This is a genomic window from Streptomyces sp. LZ34 (genome assembly GCF_053890475.1).
Genome location: NZ_CM132680.1, coordinates 11,157,071 through 11,178,400, shown reverse-complemented (window position 1 = coordinate 11,178,400; position 21,330 = coordinate 11,157,071). Strand labels below are relative to the sequence as shown.

Genomic DNA, 21,330 nt, shown 5'->3' with positions numbered 1-21,330 from the left:
ACATCCCATCGATACCCGGCTGACCTGCGCTGTCACTCCAGCGGACGGCTGTGGCGCGGGTGTCCCGGGACGGGACGGGACACCCGCGCCGCCCTTGGGACAGGCTCAGGACGCCCGCGCCACCCCTGGGACAGGCTCAGGACACCCGCGCCAGACCCGCACGCGCCGCGGACACCAGATAGTTGAGCCCGTGCGCGGTGGCGATCTCCAGCGCCGCCTGGAAGTGCCGCGCCGCAGCGTCCCGATCGCCCGTGGCCAGGCATGCCTCCGCGTACGGGAGGAGGCCGCGCACCATCCGATGCGGCTCACCGGCCCGTTCGAGAATCCGCATGACCTCGGCGTGCCTGGCCGTTGCCTCCTCGGCGCGCCCGAGGTGGCGCAGGGCGACGGCGGTGTCCGTGAGGCTGGCCGCCTCGAAGATCGGATGGCGGGTCGCCCGATTGAGCGCGACGGCCTGCTCGGCGAAGCCGAGGGCGGTCTGGGCGTCACCCAGGCCGAGCGCCACCCGGCTGAGCACGTCCAGGCACATGCGCTCCGTTTGCCGGTCCAGCCCGCGCGCGGTCTCGATCACCTCCGAGACGGCCTCGCGGGCCTCGTCGTACTTTCCCAGCTGCACCAGGGCCTGACCGAGACCGGTACACACACGCACGCGGGCGGCGGCCTCGCCGGGTGGCAGCAGCGCGGTCGCCTGGCGCAGGAGTTCGACGGCAACCGCGGCGTCGGCGACGTACACCCGGATCTCCGCCAGCTGTAGGAGGGCCATGGCCTCGCCGACGATGTCGCCCTCCGCGGCCATCAGCACGCGGGCCGCCTCGAGCTCCGGCACCGCCTCCTCCAGCCGGCCGACGCGCATCAGCGCGGCGCCCAGCAAGTACCGGTGCGAGGCGAGCACACGGCGCTCGCCGAGCCTTTCAGCGGCGGGCATGCTGACCTCGAGCCCGCGGCGCAGCTGCGCCATGCCACCGCGTCGCGCGTGGGAAATCAGGGCGAGCTGTCCGAGCCCGACCGCCGGCGCGTCGATGCGCAGCTCCACGGCGAGCGAGAACGTCGCGGTGAGGTTGCCCCACTCGGTGTCCATCCAGTCGACGGCTGTGTCGTAGCCGGAGAGGTCGGGAAGCGCGGGAGGTGGCTGCGACACGATGACCGGCAGGGAAATGAGGATCTCGACCAGCTTCTTCACGGCCAGCATGCCGCTCAGGTAGTAGTCGCCCAGCCGGGCGATCGCCGGTACGGGGTCGGCTGCCGCGTCGTCGGCGCGAGCGGCCTGCCGCAGCAGGTCGTGCATCCGGTAGCGCCCCGCCGCCGGCTCCTGGACCAGATGGACGTCGACCAGGTCCTCCAGCAGGGAACGGGCGTTGGCCAGCGGGATCCCGGCCAGGGCGGCCGCGCCGTACGCGTCGATGTCCTCGCCCGGCACCAGCCCCAGCAGCCCGAACATCCGCCGCTGGGCGGGGTCGAGCTGCCGCAGCGACATCTCGAACACGTCCGAGACGGCCAGCTCGCCCTCGCGCAGCCGTTCCACCAGGGTGTCGAGCGTCCACGCGGGCCGATGCCGCAGCCGCGCGGCGGCCACCCGGATGGCCAGCGGCAGGTTCCCGCACCGGCGCAGCACCTCGCCGACGTCACCGGGCCGAGCCCCGCCCGCGGATTCGACGAACAGCTCCGCCGCTTCCTGGGGCGGCAGGACGTCCAGCGAGATCGGCTGGACGCCGTCCAGCTCCACCATCCGCCGGCGGCTGGTGATCACGACGAAGCTCTGGCCGGCGCCGGGCAGCAGATCGCGCACGTGATCGGCGTCGGCGGCGTTGTCCAGCAGCACGATCGCGCGCCGCGTCGCCAGCTCCGACCGCCACAGCGCGGCCCGCTCGGCGACCCCGTCGGGAATCCTGCCGGGCGGCAACCCGATCGCGGCCAGCAGCACACGCAGCGCCTCCGCGGGCTCGACCCGCTCCCGGCCCGGAGTGAACCCGTGCAGGTCCAGATAGAGCTGGCCACCGGGGAAGTCGGTGGTCAGCAGATGCGCGGCGTGCACGGCCAACGCGGACTTACCCACCCCGCCCATGCCGTCGATCGCCACCACCGACGTGTTCCGCGCGGCGCCGAGGAGGGCGTCCAACTCGGCCCGGCGCCCCGTGAAGGCGGTGATGTCGTGTGGCAGGTCATTGCGCACTGGCGGAGTGGCAGCCGTGCTCGTCTGGGGTCCGTCCTTGGCCCGCTCCCACACCTCACGCAGTGGCCTGGGGTCACGACCAGCTGCCTTGCAGAGCGCCACCACCGTCGGCCAGGGTGGAACGGCCTGGCCGGAGAAGTAGCGCGACAGCGAGGAGCTGCTGACGTGCACGTCGCGGGCGAGCTCGCGCAGGCTCCGTCCGGTCAGGTCACGCAGCTGCCGTAGCCGCCCCGCCAACTCCTCGTGCACTCTTGCCAGCCTTTCTCCAGCTTCACGCGCTGATCCTAGATGGAGTGAAGTGGGCTTAGGACCGGGCCGTCCCCCGCGTAGATCGCGGACATGGACTTTCCCTTGGCCCCGTCATCCGCGAGGCGACCGCCGGCGTAGCCGGGCTTGACCGCGTTGATGTCGCAGGTGATCAGGTGGTCCGGTCCGACGTCTCCCGCCGGGATGGTGGTTTTCCCGGCCCGCGCGGACGCCCCGGCTTTAACCGTCTTTCATGCCTGGCCGCCAAAGGCTAGTGTTCAGGTTCGGCGAGTGACCCACGAGGAGCTGAGGCATGGTCGGTCTTCCGAGCGCGCGTTGACGTTGTAGGCCGTGATCGGCCTGTCATCGCGTGCTGCCCTTGATGTTGCGGCATAGCGAGCCTTCCCCTGCCTGAACCATCGGTGCGTCTGTTGTGCGCCAGGTAACGGGCCTCGTTGTCGGCAATCCAAGGGATCCCTGTGCCGTCCGCTTCCTCCGCTGTGTCTGATTCCAGTCGACCTGTCCCTTCAAGTCTGTGGCGGGATGGCGACTTCCGTAGACTCTGGGTGGGTCAGACCGCCTCCCAACTCGGCGAACATACAAGTCTGTTGGTGTTGCCGCTCTTCGCCGTCCTGACACTCGACGCCGGTGCCGGCCAGTTGGGCGTCCTCCGAGCGGTGGGGCAGGCACCGATCCTGTTGTTCTCGCTCTTCGTGGGCGCGTGGGTCGACAGATGGCGGACCCGCACGGTGATGGTGCTGACGGACGTCAGCCGAACCCTGGCCCTGGGCGCAGCCGCCGTGGCCGGTCTCCTCGGCTGGCTCGGCCTGCCCACGCTGCTCGTGGTCGCCTTCGCCGTCGGGGCCCTGTCCGTGTTCTTCGACGTGGCATACCAGACGTCTCTCGTACGGATGGTGAGACGCGATCAGTTGGTGCGGGGTAACAGCGCGCTCGAGGGCAGCCGGTCCGCGGCGCAGATCGGCGGTCCCGCCCTCGGCGGTGCTTTGGTGTCACTGCTGTCGGCGCCGATCGCCGCCGCCTCCAGCGCGCTGTTCTTCGCGCTGTCGTTCCTGTCGATCCGACGGATCCGTCGGATCGAATCGATCCCGGAGCGCTCGGAACGTCCCCCTCGCATATGGCGGCGGATTCATGAGGGCCTCCGTTTCGCCGTCAGCGACACCTCGCTGCGGACCGTGTGCCTCGCCTCGGCCGCCTTCCAGTTCTCCTTCGCGGCCATGATGACCGTCTATCTACTCTTCCTGCCGCGGGAACTGCACTTGACGGGCACCGCCGTCGGGCTGTCGCTTGCGGCGACGGGTCCGGGCGCGCTCCTGGGCTCGGTGCTGGCCGCCCGTCTGCCGGGCCGGTTCGGCTATGGCGCGGTGCTCGTGTCCGCGGCGGCACTCGGCGACGGCGCGCTCTTGTGTGTGCCCGCGCTGCACGGCTCCTCTGCGGTGACTGTTCCCGTGCTCCTTGCGATCAACTTCGTGTTCGGTACTGGCGCCCAGTTGGTGAATGTCACGGTCATGGCCGTCCGGCAGGCGGTGACTCCGGACGGGATGCAAGGCCGCGCGGCCGCGACGATCACATTTGTCGGCATGGGGCTGACCCCACTCGGCTCGCTACTCGGCGGCTTCCTCGCGCAGGAGTGGGGGTTGCGCACCAGCCTCCTGGTGACGGCCGCTGGCATGATGCTCTCCCCAGTCCTGATGGCCCTGTCCCCGCTCGCCCGCCTGGGACGGGCGCTTCCGGCCCGCGCAGGACGCGCCACCGACCCACCATCTCCCTGATTCCCACGAGACCGACCGCCGTGACACCACTCCGCGACCAAGGCCACCTGGCCACAACCAGCGCGTGAAAATGGCCTCCACACCGCTACGTCGTCGCCTGCCCCGGGACGAGCCACGCGACCGACCGCCCTCCCCACGCGAAGCCGCACGCTGGATCATCACCCCCAGGGCCGGCACACAACACCTGCGCCAGCTGGTCTGTGGTGCCGTCCGGTTCGTGATCGATGAGCCGGTAGGGGGGGCGGCCTTGGTGGTGTCGGCAGGGCCATCAGACGCTGGTAGGTGTCGTTGCCGGGCACGCTGCGTCCTCTTTTACGGTTTTCGCTGTGATGGTGCGGTGGGTGCGTTCGATGGCCTGGCCCCAATAGGTTCCGGCGATCATGAGCACGGCGCCGAGGGAGGCCCACAGGGTGAGCCGTTCGCCGCCGAGGCCGATCCCGACCGCGACGGCCCAGATCGGTTCGGTGCCCAGCAGAAGACTGGCCCGGCTGGCAGAAGTGCGTTGCACGGCCCAGGTCTGCGCGAGGAAGGCGAACACACTGCAGAACAGGGCGAGATAGATCAACTGGGTCCAGGTGGTGGCACTGCTGTGGGCCAGGTCAGGCGCGTGGGTGATGGCGGCCGGCAAATGCAGTGCCGAGCCGACGATGGTCTGGGCGGTCGTCAGGCGCAGCGGGTCCATCGGGCGGTCAGCGATGAGCCGTCCGAGGAGCGCGACGTGCCCGGCCCGTACGACTGCGGCGGCGAGCACCAGGACGTCCCCGAGCCGTGGCGCGTGCAGTCCAGTGCTGGAGGTGAGCAGCCCGACAGCCAGAACGCAGAGGCCGGCGGCGAGGAAGAACGTCGGAGGCAGTCTGCGGCGGCCCCCGGTACGGTCCAGCAGCGGCGTCAGCACAATGGTCAGGCTGATGATCAGCCCGGCGTTCGCGGCGCTGGTGTGCGCCACCCCGTAGGTCTCCAGCACCAGAACGGCCGCCTGCGTGAATCCCAGCAGCGACCCGACGCGGACTTCCGCGCGGGTCCAGCGGCGCGTCCGGCCACGAGCGGCGACCAGGGCGCCGCACGCGAGCGCGGAGATCGCGTACCGGGCGAACAGCACCGCCGTGACCGGGAGGGCGACGGTGGCCGTCTTCGCGGTCAGGTAACTGGAACCCCAGACGAGCGCGACCAGGAGAAGTACCACATCGGTACGGCGTGCAGCAGGCATGCCCCCACGCTGCACCACCAGGACATTGAAGGCCACGACCAATGTCTTAAACTAAGTTGTAGCAGTCCTACACTGTCAGGGTGGATGAACGGCAGCTGCGGATCCTGCGCGAACTGGGAGAGCTGGGCAGTGTCAGCGCCGTCGCCGAGGCCTTGCACGTGACGCCTTCAGCGATTTCGCAGCAGCTGCGGCTGTTGCAGCGCTCGATTTCCGTTCCGCTCACCGAACGCGCCGGCCGCCGGGTGGTACTGACCGACGCCGGGCAGGCCCTGGCCGCGGCTGCCATCGAGGTGGAGACCGCCTTGGCCCGGGCACGGCACACCATCACCGACTTCGCAGGGCGACCGGACGGCGACGTATCGGTGGCGGCGTTCCACAGCGCAGGCTCCGCGTTCTTCCCGCTCCTGCTCCACAGCCTCGCCGGCCCGGACGACCCTCGCCTGACTCTCGCCGACGAAGACGTCGCCCAGGACCGCTTCCCCACCCTCACCCGTGACTACGATCTCGTGCTCGCTCACCGCCTCGACCATGGTCCGCCGTGGCCACGTACGGTGACCTCCACGACTCTGCTGCGCGAGCCCCTCGATGTCGCACTGCCGACCGGCCACCCGCTGGCCTCCAAACCGCTGCTCTCGCCACGGGACGTGGCAGACCAGCCCTGGATCACCGTCCACGACGGCTTCCCGCTGATGGCCACCATCGAGGCCATCGCCAGCGTCGCCAACCGCCGACTCGACATCGTCCACCGCATCAACGAATTCGCGGTGGTCGCCGAGGCCGTGGCCGCCGGCGGCGGCCTCGCGCTGATGCCCCGCTGGACCGCCCGTGCCCACCCCGGCGTAGTCCTCAGGCCGCTGAGCGGAGTACACGCCCGACGCCACATCGACGTGCTCTACCGGCCCGAGCGCACCGCACGAAAGGCCATCCGAACTGTCCTTACCGCATTGCACCGCGCCGCCGCGGCGATCCAAGGCCGAGACACCTGAGCGTCCCGGCCGGATGCCGACACCCACGCTGGTCCGCCGGGAAGCGCGGCTGGGCACGGAATCCGACGGTGCGAGGCCGAAATGCTTGTCCGTGTCGTGTCGAGGCGGAAGGTTCCGTACGGGTTGACGTTCGACCAGAACGGGGCGGTCAGGCCGCGCCGGTCCTCGTGTCTCCGCGCGCAACTCGCCGAAACTCCTCGACACCGAGAACGACTTGACCGCAGCGCAACAGCGCGGGCGATCACTCCGGGCTCCCCGGCCGGCACAGAGCCCGGCCGCGATCCTCCCCTGTGCTCTCGCTGTGGCGTGCAGCCTGTCTCTTACGCCATCGCATCCTCCCGGCGCGGACCCACAGGGCGGCCCCCACCAGCCCGCGTATGACAGCCGGCGGGCGAGCCACTCCGACGCCTGCGCGTAGCCGCTCGTCGAGCAAGGCGTCTGCCCCGAGCCGGACCAATGGCGCGACCAGGGAAGGGAAACGGGCGGCGAGTAGACACCGGGTGGCATCCATGAGTGCCTGCCCTTCGCCGGTAACCGCGAAGTTCCGCTCTTCGTATTCTTCCATCCATGAGGCGAGCTCTGAGTACGAGCGGGGCGGTAGGTTGATGTGCATCCGCTCCGCCAGGCCGGCGTAGAAGCCGTACGATGCGTCTTTCTCCGCAATCGTGGTCGCCCGCCAACTGTGGCTGTCGATCCACCGCACAGGAGCGACGCAGAAGGCCGCCAAAACGTATACGAACTCCGCCTCGCCCACCGGCAAGCCGCCGTGCAGCCGGTTCAGCGCCGCGACCGTCTCTCGCCCGGCAGACGAATCCAGGCCATGCTCGATGAGCATGTACATCAGTTCACCAGTAGCTTTGGCTCGCGCCCTGGGGTTGCTGGTCATCTTGCCCGTCCCGACCAGCACCTTGGCGATGGTCGGGACGGCGAACGTCCGGTAGAAAGCCAGGTTGAGGCCCAGCCGGAGATCCTCGGAAAAGTCCACCAGCGCCAGACGACGGTACGCAATCTGGGCTTGTTCCTCGCTACGCTTCGCCGGGTTCCTGTCGATCGTGTACTCCCTGTCAGCCATGCCGGTTCAGCGCCGGCGGGATTCGGCTAGGGCTCGGGTGATCAGAGGGCTCCCCATGAATCGGGCAACCGCCACCAGGTGCTGTCGCTCGGCGTGTGATGGTATATCGATACCAGGGAGCTCCTCGCAAGGCTGCTCACTCGGTCGTGAGCGCTGGGTCAGGGCTGTGCCGGTCATGGTTCGGATCTCCGAGTTCTCGTCCGTCGGCTCCGGTCACCCGCCGTACCAGGTCCCTCCAGGTGGTTTGCAGACGTGCGACGGTGGCCTGGCGCTCGTTGCGCAAGTAGTCCACGGTCTCGAAGGTCACGGAGGCGAGCATGGCATGGGCGAGAATTTCGTGATCGCCCTCAACCTCCGCTTCTCGCAAGAGGGACTCCACATGATGGTGGAAGGCCCGGCCGGTGTCCGAGGCATGGCGCCGTTCGCAGGGGACCTGGCGTGCCAGCACGGCACCCAGGTCCCCGTCATCGGCAATACGCTCGATCAGGGCGCACCCGAACGCCGTCAGCCGGTCGCTCGCCGGTGCTCCCGGTCCCAACGGAGGGGGACCGGAGGTGTATGCCTCATGGAACTCCGCCTCGGCGTCGCTCAGCAGAGCCAGCAGGAGTCCGTTGCGGTCGCCGAACCGACGAAAGAGCGTGCCCTTGCCAACACCGGCTGCCTGCGCGACTTCGTGCATCGTCAGATGCTCTACTCCCTGGTCGCCCATCAGCCGGGCAGCCGCCTCCAACAGTCGGGCGCGGTTGCGGGCGGCATCGGCCCGCTCCACAGGGGCCTCGTCCGGCGCCTGCGTCACCGTTCACTCCGCGGTAGCCAGCACTCGACCGTGTACCCGTCCACCTCGCCCTCGGAGAGCGAGACGGCACTGTGCGAGCACACATCGTGGATGGCGAACACCTTGTGCTCGGTCCGGACGACGGAGATGGGAACGCCCTCTACCTCGAACCGTCGGGGGACGCGCTCCTCCAATACGTCGAACTTGCAGAGGTACGTGTAGCCGCTGCTGGGCATCGCTCTCCTCGGGTGCATCCATGAGCCGGGCTCGGCCATCCGCTCCACAGGGGTGCATCGGGGAGGCCGCACCGCACCGGCCCAGGAGCGTCACGCGTGTGATCGTGGCTGATCGCCAACGCTAGTGACGAAGACCGGGAATGGGACCCGACCCCAGATCGAACCGTATTCGGCACATGGACTTAGGACGCTGTCACATGTCCGCAAGGACGGCCGGCCAACTGTGCCACGACCGCTCATCTCCGCCGGCACGGGTGGCCGAGGCTGTCATGCCCGCGCCCCGTGGACTTCTGCCTGGCACTGATCACCTGGCTCAGGAGGAAGTCGAGATCATCCTTCGGCCGGGGGATGTGTTCTTCGAGCCGGCAGGTGTTCCCATCGCCCACTTCGATACGTTGGACGAGGACGTTACGTTTCCTTGCCCACTTTCCGCTGACCGCTGGCCAAGAGCCCGGGCTGCTCTGAGGCCGACGGGGTGATCTGGCGGTTCCGCACCGGCAGCCAGTGGCGGGAGACGCCCGAGCGGCCGGCGACCGCCCAGCCCGGCCGAAGGCCGCGCCCCTCGCCATCCGAGCCGTTGTCCGCGGGCAGCAGCGTCCACAGGAGGGCACCGGCGAGCGCCACGGCACCGAGGGCCGACCCGTACACCCAGCCGCGCCTTGGCCGGGCCGTCGGAGGCTGCGCCGGTGGTGTGTGCGGCACCACCGGGTACGGGGCCGCGTGCGCGAGCGCGTCGCCCTGCTGCACTGCGGGCCGCGGCGGCTGCGGCTGCGGCCCGGTCGTGCGGGGCGGGGCCAGCGGGTAGGAGGTGGGGCCGTCGGGGGGAGCCTCGGTCGCCGCGGGCCCGGCTGCCACCTCGGGCCCGGCTGCCACCTCCGCCTCGGTCAACAAACGGTCCAGTGTCCGGGCGTCCGGGCGCTCCTGCGGGTCGCGCACCAGGACGGACATCAGCACATCGGTCAGCGGTCCGGCGTTCTCCGGCGGCGGCATGTCCTCACTGAGGACGGCCGCGAGCGTGGCGAGCGTGTTGGCACGGCGCATCGGGTTGCGCCCCTCGACGGCGACGTAGAGCGTCATGGCCAGCCACCACAGGTCGGCCGCCGGCCCGCCGGCCTGGCCGGACGCGCGCTCGGGCGCCATGTAGTCGGGGGTGCCGATGACGGAGCCGGCGGCCGTCAGGGCGGTGGAGTCCCGGACGGCCGCGATCCCGAAGTCGGTGAGGACCGGGCTGTCCTCGGACCGCAGCAGGATGTTGGCGGGCTTGATGTCCCGGTGCTGGATGCCGGCCGCGTGTGCCGCCCCCAGCCCGGCCAGCACTCCTCGCCCCAGCCGGGCCGCCTCGGCAGGGGTGAGGAGGCCGCGGTCGAGCCGACCCTGGAGCGAACCGCCTGCGATTAGTTCCATGACGAGCCACGGGTACGTGTGCTCATCGCCGTCCACGATGTGATGGATGGTCACCACGTTGGGGTGGACGATGCGCGCGAGCGCCCTGGCCTCCCGTAGGACACGGGCGCGCAGGGCCCGGGCGGCCTCGGGGTCGTACTCGGCGAGTCCCGGGTCGGGCGGGCGCACCTCCTTGAGCGCCACCTCACGGCGCAGCGCCAGGTCACGCGCTCTCCACACCAGTCTCATGCCGCCACCGCCGAGCCGCGCCAGCAGCTCGAAACGGTCGTCGATCACCCGCGCCATAGGTCCCCCTCACCCCGACGAGGGCCCGGGTCGATGCGAGATCCGCGAGCCCTCGGATCAAAGCCCTGCCCAACTCTGCCACAGGTACCGCAACCGGATCCTCGGTGGCGTCACCAACGGGACTCAACGCGAATCGGGCGACAGTCGTCGCCCATAACCTCTGGCTGAAACAGCAGTTCAATTCCCGGTGTCACCGCTCACCCCACCGCAGCCTGGGTGGCCGAAATCCCGCCACGCAGCCCGAACTGCACCCCGCACGCGGAACGCTTCGTGCGTTCAGTACGCGAAGAGTGCACGAACCGAGTCCTGCTCCTCGACCGCGGCCACGTCGAGAAGATGCTTCACGACCACGCACGCCTTTTCGACGAACACCGACCCCACCAAGGCCGAAACCAACTCGCCCCGTTCGAGCGGTTTTACAACTCCCTTAGGCCTCACCAGCGCATCGCCAACACCCGATCGCTGCACCCCTTGCGCCAGGTGGTCGGGCGTGCGGCGATCAGCGGGACACGGGAAAGCCCAGGTCCGGACCGGCCGCCGTCTCAGCCGGGTCCGGCCAACGGCTCGTGATGACCTTGCCGCGGGTGTAGAAGTGCACGGCTTCGCTGCCGTACATGCGGTGGTCGCCGAAGGCCGAGTCCTTCCAGCCGCCGAAGGAGTGGTAGCCCGCTGGCACCGGCATCGGCACGTTCACGCCGACCATGCCGGCCTCGACTTCCAGCTGGAACCGGCGGGCCGCGCCGCCGTCGCGGGTGAAGATCGCGCCGGCGTTGCCGTACGGGGAGCCGTTGATGATTTCCATGGCCTCCTCGTAGGTCTCCGCGCGGAGCACGCACAGGACGGGACCGAAGATCTCGTTCTGGTAGGCGTCCGAGTCCGTGCTGACCTTGTCGAGGAGCGAGACACCCATCCAGTGCCCGTTCTCCAGGCCCTCGACAGTGAAGCCCCTGCCGTCGAGCACCACGTCGGCTCCCTGGGCGGCCGCGCCCGCGACGTAGTCCGCGACCTTGTCGCGGTGTGCCTTGGTGACGAGCGGGCCCATCTCGGACGTCGGGTCGTTGCCCGGGCCCATCTTGATCTTCGCGGCGCGCTCGGCGATCCGGGACACCAGCGCGTCGCCCGCCGAGCCGACCGCGACCACCACGGAGACTGCCATGCAGCGCTGGCCCGCCGAGCCGTAGGCGGCGGACACGGCGGCGTCGGCCGCCGCGTCGAGGTCGGCGTCGGGCAGTACCAGCATGTGGTTCTTCGCGCCGCCGAGGGCCTGGACGCGCTTGCCGCCGGCGGACGCCCTGCCGTAGACGTGGCGAGCGACCGGCGTGGAGCCCACGAACGACACGGCCGCCACGTCCGGGTGGTCGAGCAGCGCGTCCACCGCGACCTTGTCGCCGTGCAGGATGTTGAGCACACCGTCGGGCACGCCAGCCTCGGCCGCGAGTTCCGCGAGGAGCATGGACGCGGACGGGGCCTTGCTGCTCGGCTTGTGGACGAAGGTGTTCCCGCAGGCAATCGCCATGGGGAACATCCACATGCTGATCATCGCGGGGAAGTTGAACGGTGAGATGCCGACGATCACACCGAGCGGCTGGCGGATCGACGCCACGTCGATGCGGCTCGACACCTCCGTGGACGTGTCGCCCTTGAGCGCCATGCCGAGCCCGCAGGCCAGTTCGACGATCTCCAGGCCCCGGGCCACCTCGGCCAGCGCGTCCGTGTGGACCTTGCCCTGCTCAGCGGTGATCAGCGCGGCGATGTCGTCGCGGCGCGCGTCCAGCAAGGCGCGGTAGCGGAAGAGGATCGCGATCCGCTGAGTGAGCGGGGACGTACGCCAGGTGGCGTAGGCCTCCTTCGCCGCGGCGACCGCGGAGTCGACCTCGTCGGCGCCGGCCATCGCCACCTGCGTGGTGACCTCTCCGGTCGCGGGGTCGGTCACGGGGCCCCAGGTGCCGATGGCGCCTGAACCGTCTCCGAAGGGCTTGCCACCGATCCAGTGGGTGACGGTCTTCATCGGCGGAACTCCTTCAAAGATGACGGCGGCGGGCTGCGAGGTTCCTGTCGTATGCCTCGCCCCCGCGGCGCCGGACTAGTGACACCCGAAGCTACCGATCTGGTCTCCACGTGCAGGCGCTTCGGAGCCTCGCGGCCCGAAGTGCCTCCCTCAGGTCCCATAGTGTCGTGGCGTGGAACACTTGCACGCCGAGCGCCGAGCGGCGCAGGTACGCCACATGGTGAACGGTGTGCCACACCGTGACGTCAGTCCGTCACCGTGGGCTCGGATCCACCCTCTTTATCCTGGGTATGCCAGGGCTACTCTCGCGCCCTCGCGCAACGGCGCGGACGGCACAGAATGGCGGCATGGAACGGATTGTGGAACTCGGGGAATTCCTTCGTTCATGCCGAAGCCGGCTCGACCCGGCTGGCGCGGGGATGCCGAGGACGGCGCGGCGCCGGGTGCCGGGACTGCGCCGTGAGGAGCTCGCCCAGCTGGCAGGGGTCAGTGTCGACTACTACACCCGCCTGGAGCAGGGACGCAGCCGTACCGCGTCACCGGAGATCCTTCAGTCACTGGCGACCGCGCTGCGCTTGGATGACACCGAGTGTGCGCATCTCTTCGACCTGGCCAACCGGCGCCCCACTCAGCTCCGGCACACCGGGCCCGCCGCGCCGGAGCCGGTCAGCCCGGCGACCCGCCAGCTGCTGGCCACTCTCGGCGCGGCCTACTGTCCGGCGTTCGTTCTGGGGCGGCGTACCGATGTGGTGGCCGCCAACCCGCTCGCCCGTGTGCTGATCGCCGACTTCGACGCCATGCCGGCGCACCAGCGCAACCAGGCCCGGTTCCTCTTCCTCGACCCCGCCGCGCGCGACCTGTACGCGGACTGGGACACCGTCGCCGCGGACACCGCCGCGATGCTGCGCATGGACGCGGGGCGCCACCCCGACGATCCACGGCTCGGCGAACTGGTCGCGGAACTCGCGGCCCGGAGCGGGCCGTTCCGCGGGTACTGGGCCGAGCGCCGGGTGCACGAACGCAGCGAGGGGACCAAGGGCTATCACCACCCGATCGCCGGGGACCTCACCGTCGCCTACCAGGCTCTCGCCCTGCCGGGCGGGACGGACCAGACCCTGTTCATCTACACCACCGAGCCGGGGTCGTCCTCCGCAACCGCCCTGCGGCTCCTGGCGGCGCGGTCGAGCGAACCGCTGCCCGACGGTGCCCGGACCGCCGCGCACAGCGCGCCGGGTGCCTCCTGAGGCCCGATAGGGGATCGGGGCCCGGCGCCCTTTCCCCTCGGTACGCGACGTGCGCGGAATGCGCCGCAGCGTGACCTGGGCGGGAATATCGTAGCCGTCCCGCTCCCAGGAAAATCTCGGCCTTACAGCTACATCCATCGTCGGCCAGGCTGTACGTACACCCAAAAGCCGAAGAGGAAATCCAGAATTCTTTGCGCAGCTCTCTCTTCGGTTGGTCCGTATGTTTCAGGAGAGATGTCCGATGATTACTGTCAGCGATTTGCAGGAGCACCGCTTGGATGAGGTCCACCGCCTCATGGAGCCCGGCCCGGTGATCCTGGTGACCACACAGCACCATGGCATCCCGAATGTGATGACCAACGGCTTCAACATGATGGTTCGCCATGCTCCGCCCCTGATCGGCTGCACCATCGGCCCCTGGGACCACAGCTACACCGCGCTGCGCGAGACCGGGGAATGTGTTATCTCCATCCCCGGCAGCGAACTGGCCAGGACCGTCGTGGACATCGGCAACTGCTCCGGCCAGGACGTGGACAAATTCCAGGAGTTCGACCTGACTCCGCTGGCCGCGCGGCAGGTCCAGGCACCCCTGATCGCCGAGTGCTTCGCGAACATCGAATGCCGGGTCGCCGACACCGCTCTCGTCGGCAGGTACCACTTGTTCATCCTCGAAGCGGTCCGCGCCTGGACCGACCCGTCGCAGCCGCATCCGCGGATGCTCCACCACCGTGGCGACGGCACCTTCACGCTCGACGGCGAAACCATCGACCTCAAGGACCGCATGACCAAGTGGCAGTACCTCCTGTGATGCCCCGGACGGCCCAGGCATCCGCACGACACCGCGGAGAGGAGCCCCCGTGACCGGTCTCGAACTCATCGTGGTGGTCGCGGCCACCGTTCTGCTGATGACATGGGCGGCCCGCCGCCTGCGGCTGAGCGAACCGTTGTTGTTGCTGATCGGCGGCATCCTCATCGGTCTCATGCCGCGCTTCGGCAATGTGCATCTGCCCCCCGATGTGGTGCTGTTGCTCTTCTTGCCGGCACTCCTGTACTGGGAGTCGCTGACCACCTCGCTGCGCGAGATCAAGAACAACTTCCGGTCGATCGCGCTCCAGGCGACGGGCCTCGTCCTGGTGACCGCCGTCGCCGTGGCCCTTGTCGCTCATGCCCTGGGCTACGAGTGGCCGATCGCCTTCGTCCTGGGCGCGGTGCTGGCACCCACCGACGTGGCGGCGGTCGCCGCGGTGGCCATGGCCATGCCGCGCCGCATCCTGACGTTGCTGCGCACCGAGAGCCTACTCAACGACGGCACGGCTCTCGTCCTTCTGGCGGTGGGCCTGGAACTCCTCACCACAGGCGAGCCGTTCTCCTGGACCCACACCGCGGTGCGCTTCGTCGAAGCCTACGCCGGGGGCGCGGCCATCGGCGCGGCGATCGCTCTCCTGCTCATCCCGGTGCGCAGGCATCTGCACGACCGCGTTCTGCACAGCGGTCTGAGCGTCGCCACCCCGTTCATCGCCTATCTGCCGGCCGAGGCCCTGCATGTCTCGGGTGTGCTGGCCGTGGTCACCTGCGGGCTGGTCACCAGCCGTGTCGGGCCGAAGGTCATCGGCTCCGACGCCCGGATGCAGGCCACCTCGTTCTGGGAGGTCACCACGTTTCTGCTCAACGGTGCGCTGTTCGTGCTTCGGCGAATGGCCTACCTGGGCGCAATCGTGATCGTCACATACGCCTCCCCGCGCCCCGACGGCCTGATCCACGGCTGCGTCGGCAGCGTGGGCAATCTTCCGTGGTCCAGGGCAAATTGGGGCAGTGAGACCCCGAACGTAGCCGCTATCGCGTCCAGAGCACGGCCCTCGTCCGAGCGGTCGGTGGCAGGCCCTGCACGGTCCGGGAAAAGGTGGTCGGGGGAGAGCACGGTGGGGAGTGTGCCCGTCTGGTGGCGCTCCGCCTTGTGGACCGTGAACGCGTACCGCTGCTCGCCGTCCTCGGCGCAGGCGAAGTGGAACAGGCCAGGCGCCCACCAGACCGTGAGGGCGCGGGTGCCACGCGACAGCTCGGTCCCGGGATGAGTCAGGCGGGCCGGGTCGAAGCCCAGCAGGTGGGCCGACTCGAAGGCGAAGCTCCAGCCGTCCCGGGCGCCGATCCGGGCCATGGGACCGCGGCGCTCTTGCTGCCGTGAGAACTGGAGATCCCAGAGATCGGTCTCGCTCGCCACCGGCTCCAGCGGGCCCGTGCCGAACCGCTCCGCCAGCTCTTCGGGGCGTATGCCCTCCACCAGGACGAAGCGGTACGGGCGCGGTTCACCCCTGGGGCGCCAATAGGCCAGCCACCCGAGCCCGTCGCGCACCGCATCCCCCGCGGCCGCGGGCGAGGGCATCGCCTCCGCCCGACCGGCTCGGGGCGTGGTCAGCAGCTGTCGGCCCCGCTCCGGTGTGATGACCGGCCCGAGCAGCGAGTCCCCGAGCAGGCCGAACGGGGCCATGTGGTCCTCCCGGTACGGCTCCCACTGCGGGACCGCCGCCGCGAGCACCAGCCAGGCGCCATCCGTATCGCCCCAGCGCGCCAGCTCCCTGGCCTCCTTGACCGCGCGCCCGAAGGGGCCCGGCGAGGTGTACTCGTAGGTGCGCTGCCTGATCTGCTCCAGGACGACCCTGGCCCGTTCCCTGTCCGTCGCGTAGTCCTCGGTCACAGGACCGAGCACGAAGGTGTCGTCGCTCCGATGTACGCGCAGGTGGTCGCGCACCTTCAGGGGCAGCACCTCGCCCGCGTACAGCGGATCGTCCATGCGCGGGTCGACCGGCACCCAGCTGCGTCCGCCGTCGAGCAGCGCCCGGAGCTGTGCGGCCAGCAGGCCGGCGCGCGGCCTGCCGAGCTCCCCGGCCTCGCCGAGGACGGCTAGCGCCTCATCCAACTCGCCTCTCAGGCAGGCCAGTCGGGCCTCCTCCACCTTGGCGTCGAGCTCACGCGTCACCGTGTTCTCGAAGCCGGGGCGATTGCCGCCCAGGCGGTAGAACTCCTTGTACATGTCCTCCATGAACGCGCGGAACGAGTTGTACCGGTCCGGCCGTTCACCACCCCACCCGTGGTACACGTACACCGCCCACTCCCCGTCGGCGCCCACATCGCCCGGGTCGAGCAGCACATCCGTCATATCCGAGTCGAGCGACAGTTGCAGCGCCCGGCCCCACATGCCGGCCAGGAGCACTTCCTCTTCGGTCGGGTCCTTGTCCAGACACTCCTCGTACATCGCCTGCAGGCCGTACGGGTCTCCGTATGCCCCGATGCCGTCCGCCCCGGCCAGCAGATAGACGAAGCCACCCGCATGACGCCAACCGTCCGTCGTCTCAAGGAAGGAGCGCAAGGACGGCGGCAGTGGCACCTCTGTCCCTAGTCCCCGGACCCGCTCCTCCAGAGCCGCCATCCGTGCCGGATCGACGGGGGCGAATCCCAGCCAGCGGTCCCGCACGATGTCCTCGTTCAGCTCCTGGAACTCCTCCAGCTCGTTCGCGGCCAGCGCTTCGAACCATTCCTCGCTCCACCGCTTGAGCAGCGGTCCCCACTCGAAGATCTCCACGCGTGCCATCGTGGCATCCGCCACCGACAGTGGATCATGGTCGCCCTGGTGAGGGCCTGATTCGATCAGCGTCACCTGTGCGTTGGGGCGAGGGCCGGTTCGGTGCCGGTGTGCGGTGGTGGGTCACTCCGGGACAGTGGGGTGATGCGGGGTGATGCGGGGTGATGCGGGGTGATGCGGGGTGATGCGGGGTGATGCGGGGTGATGCGGGGTGATGCGGGGTGATGCACCCCAGATGATCGAAGACCTTTCCCCTCGCCGGCTCGCGCGGCGCGCCGCCCGACGGATCGGTCAGGCGGCGTGGCAGAGCGCCGCGGGGTCGGCCGGGGCCGAGGCGCGGGCCACGGTCGTGCGCACGGGACGGGCGGTGCGGGCGGCGGCCTCGGCCTGCGAGCGGTTCCGTGCGAAGACGACGAGGCGCAGCACCGCGTACCGCGCGACACCGGTGAGTGCGGAGGCGGACAGGTAGACGATCTGCTCGAGCACCGGACCGGGCGCCGCCACCAGCTGCTGCAGGACGAGCATCGCCACGCAGGTCACCGCGTACGCGGCCGCCGCGGACCCGGCCGACTGCGCATGCTGGCGCCAGGTCGCGCGCCCGCCGGCGCCGAAGGTGAAGCGGGCGTGCAGCTCGGTGGCGAGGAGCGTGGAGACCGCGGTGATCAGGGCGTTGGCCAGGGCCCAGGGAATCCAGGAGGCGAGGGCCGCCACGGCGAAGCTGGAGGCGAGCCCCACCCCGCCGCCGCAGAGCACGAAGCGGGCGAAGGCGGTGAAGGCGCCAGGTGTCGCCTGCTGCTGGCTCTGCGCTGTCTCCATGACCCGACCCCTTTGATCGCTCGCTCCGCGAAACGCGCGTCCCTCGGCCTATGAGACCGAGGGACGCGTTGTCCGTGGCATCATCATGGCACACACGTGGCGCCATTGGGAGCCATTTACGGCGCCACCCCTGCGCCGCATGGCGCCCAGCAGGCGCGCGACCCCGAGGGCGCGCCAGTGTGCTGCCTGGGGCCCGGAGACCGTGGACGGTAGAGGTTGCCCTTGATCGCGGGTTTGCTCTCGGATCGGCTGGAGGCGGGGCAAAGAGTGCGACGGGCGGTGGACTGCGACATGGAAGACAGCCCGGCCGGTGTCATCTGCCCGGTCCGCGCAGTGGGCGCATCGACGTCACACCCTGCGTAACCTTTGTCCCGTGCCAGCCTCCCGCCTGCATCGCGTCGCCGTCCTTGTACTCGAGGGTGCGAAGCCGCTCGATGTCGGAATTCCCGCGCAGGTGTTCACAACCCGCGCGAGCATGCCGTACGAGGTGCGGGTGTGCGGCGCGGCACCCGGTCTCGTGACCGGCGCAGACGGCCTGTCATACGCCGTCGCCCACGGCCTCGACGCCCTTGAGTGGGCCGACATCGTCTTCATCCCCGGCTACCGGTTCCCGGACCGCGACGACCCGCCGCAGGCCGTCGTCGACGCGCTGATCGCCGCCCATGCTCGGGGCACCCGGCTCGCTGCCATCTCGACGGGCGCCTTCGCGCTCGCCGCCACAGGCCTGCTCGACGGCAAGCGCGCCACGACACACTGGCACTATTCGCGGGCACTTGCGGCGAAGCACCCGCTCGTCCAGGTCGATGAGAACGTTCTGTTCGTCGACGAGGGCAACGTGCTGACGTCGGCCGGCGCCGCCTCGGGCATCGACCTGTGCCTGCACATTCTGCGCGGCGACCTAGGGGTGGCCGCGTCGAACCACGCGGCCCGGCGCCTGGTCGCGGCCCCATACCGCAGCGGCGGCCAGGCGCAGTATGTGCCGCGCAGCGTGCCCGAGCCGCTTGGCGAGCGGTTCGCGGCCACCCGCGAGTGGGCGCTGCACCGGCTCGGCGAGCCCCTCACCCTGGAGGTGCTCGCCCGGCATGCGGCGGTCTCGCCGCGCACCTTCTCCCGGCGCTTCGTCGAAGACACGGGGTACACGCCGATGCAGTGGGTCATGCGCGCCCGCATCGACGTGGCCCGTGAACTGCTCGAGCGTTCGGAACGGAGCGTCGAGCAGATCGCTGCCGACGTCGGTCTGGGCACCGGTGCCAATCTGCGGCTGCATTTCCAGCGCATCCTCGGCACCACGCCCAGCGAGTACCGGCGCACCTTCACCCAGGGCGAGTAGCCCACCGCCACCTGGCGCGATCCTTTTGAACCGTGGCGATCACGCCGCTGTCACGGGCGGATGCCGCGCGTGAGGCTGGTGGCAAACCGAAGGGACACCATTCATGACTCGCATCGCCGTCAACGGATTCGGCCGCATCGGACGCAACGTGCTGCGCGCACTGCTCGAACGCCACAGCGACCTCGAAATCGTCGCCGTCAACGACCTCACGGAGCCCGCCACCCTCGCGCGGCTGCTCGCCTACGACACGACGGCCGGCCGCCTCGGTCGTCCGGTGACCGTCGACGGGAACGCCCTCGTCGTCGACGGCCGTCGCATCACGGTGCTCGCCGAGCGCGAACCGGCGCAGCTGCCGTGGGCCGAACTCGGCGTGGACATCGTGCTGGAGGCGACCGGCCGCTTCACGTCGGCCAAGGCTGCCCGTGCCCACCTCGACGCCGGCGCGAAGAAGGTCCTCGTCAGTGCGCCGTCGGACGGCGCCGATGTCACGCTCGCGTTCGGGGTCAACACCGACGCGTACGACCCGGACGCGCACACGGTCGTCTCGAACGCCTCGTGCACGACCAACGCGCTTGCGCCGCTGGCCGCGGTGCTCGACGACCTCGCCGGCATCGAGCACGGCTTCATGACGACGGTGCACGCCTACACGCAGGAGCAGAACCTGCAGGACGGTCCGCACCGTGACGCCCGCCGGGCCCGTGCCGCCGCTGTCAACATCGTGCCGACCACGACGGGTGCCGCCAAGGCGATCGGTCTCGTGCTGCCGAACCTCGAAGGCAAGCTGTCGGGCGACTCGATCCGCGTGCCGGTTCCGGTGGGCTCCATCGTCGAACTCAACACGACCGTCGCCCGCGACGTGACGCGCGACGACGTGCTGGCCGCGTACCGCGTCGCAGCGGAGGGGCCGCTCGCCGGCGTGCTCGAGTACTCGGACGACCCGCTCGTGTCGTCCGACATCACGGGCAATCCTGCTTCGTCGATCTTCGACTCGGCCCTGACCCGTGTCGACGGCCGCCACGTCAAGGTGGTCGCCTGGTACGACAACGAGTGGGGCTTCTCGAACCGCGTGATCGATACGCTCGAGCTCCTCGCCAACCGCTGACCGACGCCGGGGCGGTACCCGGCGCCCCACCCCGAGGGTGTCGGCGAGGCGGTCGGCGTAGGTGTCGACGGACCTCCTGAGGGTCGACAGAGACGGCGAAGCGCTTGCGGCCGTCTGCCGCGAATTTGCAGCCGCAGGTGAGTTCAGGGTGCACGATCTCTGTCTTGTGCCGTTCGGAAACTCATCGCGGCTGCTCGCGGGTGGTCTGGCGCGCCATCACAGTCTGCTGGAGCCCTGCCCGGGTGATCGTTCCGCTCGTCGACTGGCCGCCTCCCGGTCAGGGTGCCACTGGAGATCGGCCGGAATGATCGACAGGATGTCGTCGCTCATGGGGTTACTCAGTTCGTCGGGCACGCTTGCAGGCCAGGCCCGCGAGTGTCTCCCAGATCAGCCGATGGGCGTTGTTGACCGTCAGGTCGGCGTGGTCGTACGGAGGGCAGACCTCGGTGACGTCGAGCGCGATCACGTTGGTCTCCAGAGCGATCCGGCGAACGGCTCTGAGCAGGTCGATCGGCGCGAGACCACCAGGCTCGGGTGTCCCCGTCCCTGGGGCGAACCCCGGGTCCAGCACGTCGATGTCAATCGAGATGTAGACGCCATCCGTGCCGTCGATCGCTTCGGCGATGACATCGTCCATCACATCCTTGATGCCGCGCTCCCAGATCTCCTGCATCGTGTGATGGCGCATTCCCTGCCCGCGCATCCACTCCTGTACGTCGGCCGGTGGCCAGTAACCCCGAAGCCCGACCTGGACAAAGTCTCTTCCGGCGATCGCTCCCGACTCGATCAGTCGCCTCATCGGTGTTCCGTGACTGGCGAGGTTGCCGCGCAGAATGTCAGCCGTGTCAGCGTGCGCATCAAAATGGATCATCCCGATCCGACCGTGGCCGTAATGCGCGCCGACCGCCATCCCGCTCGGCCACGTCACCGAGTGGTCACCCCCCCATCACCAGGGGATGATGCTGCGGCGGGGCGGGGTGCGTCCGCATGTGGACCACGTGCTCGCCGAGATCGACCGGTTGCGCCCCCCGACCCCGCGGATATAAGGACTGCTGCCTGAAGTCCCCGGTGTCGAACCTGAT

16 protein-coding genes and 1 pseudogene are annotated in these 21,330 nt (G+C 69.7%); 8 read left to right on the top strand and 9 right to left on the bottom strand.

Features of this window, described 5'->3' with window-relative positions:
* Positions 1 to 136: 136 nt before the first annotated feature.
* On the bottom strand, positions 137 to 2,419 hold the full coding sequence (locus tag ACWY4P_RS48200) for an ATP-binding protein (RefSeq protein WP_456207123.1): 2,283 nt from the start codon (positions 2,417 to 2,419) through the stop codon (positions 137 to 139).
* A 476-nt stretch (positions 2,420 to 2,895) separates the two neighbouring features.
* Here ACWY4P_RS48200 and ACWY4P_RS48195 point away from each other — a divergent pair, with 476 nt between their 5' ends.
* Positions 2,896 to 4,206 (top strand): MFS transporter, encoded by a 1,311-nt coding sequence (locus ACWY4P_RS48195; protein WP_456207122.1) that lies wholly within the window; start codon positions 2,896 to 2,898, stop codon positions 4,204 to 4,206.
* Between the two features lie 268 nt (positions 4,207 to 4,474).
* Here the strand turns inward: ACWY4P_RS48195 and ACWY4P_RS48190 are convergent, their stop codons facing one another.
* The gene (locus tag ACWY4P_RS48190) at positions 4,475 to 5,413 is read right to left on the bottom strand and encodes a DMT family transporter (RefSeq protein WP_456207121.1); all 939 of its coding nucleotides are present in this window, start codon (positions 5,411 to 5,413) and stop codon (positions 4,475 to 4,477) included.
* A gap of 80 nt (positions 5,414 to 5,493) precedes the next feature.
* Here ACWY4P_RS48190 and ACWY4P_RS48185 point away from each other — a divergent pair, with 80 nt between their 5' ends.
* A complete protein-coding gene (locus ACWY4P_RS48185) occupies positions 5,494 to 6,399 on the top strand; it encodes a LysR family transcriptional regulator (protein WP_456207120.1) in 906 nt (301 codons plus the stop codon).
* 241 nt (positions 6,400 to 6,640) lie between these two features.
* On the opposite strand, the gene ACWY4P_RS48180 is transcribed toward ACWY4P_RS48185, so the two are convergent.
* The 4 genes and pseudogenes from ACWY4P_RS48180 to ACWY4P_RS48165 all read right to left on the bottom strand — a co-directional run.
* Positions 6,641 to 7,471, bottom strand: coding sequence for an oxygenase MpaB family protein (locus tag ACWY4P_RS48180; protein ID WP_456207119.1), 831 nt, complete (start codon positions 7,469 to 7,471; stop codon positions 6,641 to 6,643).
* 136 nt (positions 7,472 to 7,607) lie between these two features.
* Positions 7,608 to 8,267, bottom strand: a complete 660-nt coding sequence (locus ACWY4P_RS48175; RefSeq protein WP_456207118.1) for a TetR/AcrR family transcriptional regulator — start codon at positions 8,265 to 8,267, stop codon at positions 7,608 to 7,610.
* Positions 8,264 to 8,482 carry a Rieske 2Fe-2S domain-containing protein gene (locus ACWY4P_RS48170; protein ID WP_456207117.1) on the bottom strand — a complete coding sequence of 73 codons (219 nt, stop codon included), beginning with the start codon at positions 8,480 to 8,482 and terminating at the stop codon, positions 8,264 to 8,266. Before ACWY4P_RS48170 ends, ACWY4P_RS48175 begins: the two co-directional genes overlap by 4 nt.
* A gap of 540 nt (positions 8,483 to 9,022) precedes the next feature.
* Positions 9,023 to 10,171 (bottom strand): annotated as a pseudogene (locus ACWY4P_RS48165) (protein kinase domain-containing protein); the annotation flags it as partial.
* Between the two features lie 216 nt (positions 10,172 to 10,387).
* Between ACWY4P_RS48165 and ACWY4P_RS48160 the strand changes: the two are divergent.
* Entirely contained in the window at positions 10,388 to 10,741 is a 354-nt protein-coding gene (locus ACWY4P_RS48160) for an integrase core domain-containing protein (RefSeq protein WP_456207116.1), read from the top strand.
* Here ACWY4P_RS48160 and ACWY4P_RS48155 read toward each other — a convergent pair.
* Positions 10,671 to 12,179: a CoA-acylating methylmalonate-semialdehyde dehydrogenase gene (locus ACWY4P_RS48155; protein ID WP_456207115.1), complete on the bottom strand. Its 1,509-nt coding sequence runs from the start codon at positions 12,177 to 12,179 to the stop codon at positions 10,671 to 10,673. The genes ACWY4P_RS48160 and ACWY4P_RS48155 overlap by 71 nt on opposite strands.
* Before the next feature lie 347 nt (positions 12,180 to 12,526).
* Here ACWY4P_RS48155 and ACWY4P_RS48150 point away from each other — a divergent pair, with 347 nt between their 5' ends.
* From ACWY4P_RS48150 to ACWY4P_RS48140, 3 genes are all read left to right on the top strand, one after another.
* Complete coding sequence (locus ACWY4P_RS48150; RefSeq protein WP_456207114.1) at positions 12,527 to 13,423, top strand: helix-turn-helix domain-containing protein; 897 nt, start codon at positions 12,527 to 12,529, stop codon at positions 13,421 to 13,423.
* 274 nt (positions 13,424 to 13,697) lie between these two features.
* Positions 13,698 to 14,231 (top strand): flavin reductase family protein, encoded by a 534-nt coding sequence (locus tag ACWY4P_RS48145; protein WP_456207113.1) that lies wholly within the window; start codon positions 13,698 to 13,700, stop codon positions 14,229 to 14,231.
* A gap of 49 nt (positions 14,232 to 14,280) precedes the next feature.
* The gene (locus ACWY4P_RS48140) at positions 14,281 to 15,495 is read left to right on the top strand and encodes a cation:proton antiporter domain-containing protein (protein WP_456207112.1); all 1,215 of its coding nucleotides are present in this window, start codon (positions 14,281 to 14,283) and stop codon (positions 15,493 to 15,495) included.
* A 1,796-nt stretch (positions 15,496 to 17,291) separates the two neighbouring features.
* Here the strand turns inward: ACWY4P_RS48140 and ACWY4P_RS48135 are convergent.
* Positions 17,292 to 17,816, bottom strand: a complete 525-nt coding sequence (locus ACWY4P_RS48135) for a hypothetical protein (RefSeq protein WP_456207111.1) — start codon at positions 17,814 to 17,816, stop codon at positions 17,292 to 17,294.
* A 373-nt stretch (positions 17,817 to 18,189) separates the two neighbouring features.
* Between ACWY4P_RS48135 and ACWY4P_RS48130 the strand changes: the two genes are divergently transcribed.
* Both ACWY4P_RS48130 and gap read left to right on the top strand, forming a co-directional pair.
* Entirely contained in the window at positions 18,190 to 19,146 is a 957-nt protein-coding gene (locus ACWY4P_RS48130) for a GlxA family transcriptional regulator (protein WP_456207110.1), read from the top strand.
* Positions 19,147 to 19,249: 103 nt separating this feature from the next.
* Positions 19,250 to 20,248 (top strand): type I glyceraldehyde-3-phosphate dehydrogenase, encoded by a 999-nt coding sequence (gap, locus tag ACWY4P_RS48125; RefSeq protein ID WP_456207109.1) that lies wholly within the window; start codon positions 19,250 to 19,252, stop codon positions 20,246 to 20,248.
* A 334-nt stretch (positions 20,249 to 20,582) separates the two neighbouring features.
* Here gap and ACWY4P_RS48120 read toward each other — a convergent pair whose 3' ends face one another.
* Positions 20,583 to 21,176, bottom strand: coding sequence for an agmatinase family protein (locus ACWY4P_RS48120; RefSeq protein WP_456207108.1), 594 nt, complete (start codon positions 21,174 to 21,176; stop codon positions 20,583 to 20,585).
* Between the last annotated feature and the right edge of the window lie 154 nt (positions 21,177 to 21,330).

What these genes read in the sequence shown, in the direction of transcription:
- ACWY4P_RS48170 (WP_456207117.1), bottom strand. Translation starts at nt 8,482, where the DNA reads ATGCCCAGCAGCGGCTACACGTACCTCTGCAAGTTCGACGTATTGGAG.
- ACWY4P_RS48190 (WP_456207121.1), bottom strand. Translation starts at nt 5,413, where the DNA reads ATGCCTGCTGCACGCCGTACCGATGTGGTACTTCTCCTGGTCGCGCTC.
- ACWY4P_RS48135 (WP_456207111.1), bottom strand. Translation starts at nt 17,816, where the DNA reads ATGGAGACAGCGCAGAGCCAGCAGCAGGCGACACCTGGCGCCTTCACC.
- ACWY4P_RS48155 (WP_456207115.1), bottom strand. Translation starts at nt 12,179, where the DNA reads ATGAAGACCGTCACCCACTGGATCGGTGGCAAGCCCTTCGGAGACGGT.
- gap (WP_456207109.1), top strand. Translation starts at nt 19,250, where the DNA reads ATGACTCGCATCGCCGTCAACGGATTCGGCCGCATCGGACGCAACGTG.
- ACWY4P_RS48150 (WP_456207114.1), top strand. Translation starts at nt 12,527, where the DNA reads ATGGAACGGATTGTGGAACTCGGGGAATTCCTTCGTTCATGCCGAAGC.
- ACWY4P_RS48180 (WP_456207119.1), bottom strand. Translation starts at nt 7,471, where the DNA reads ATGGCTGACAGGGAGTACACGATCGACAGGAACCCGGCGAAGCGTAGC.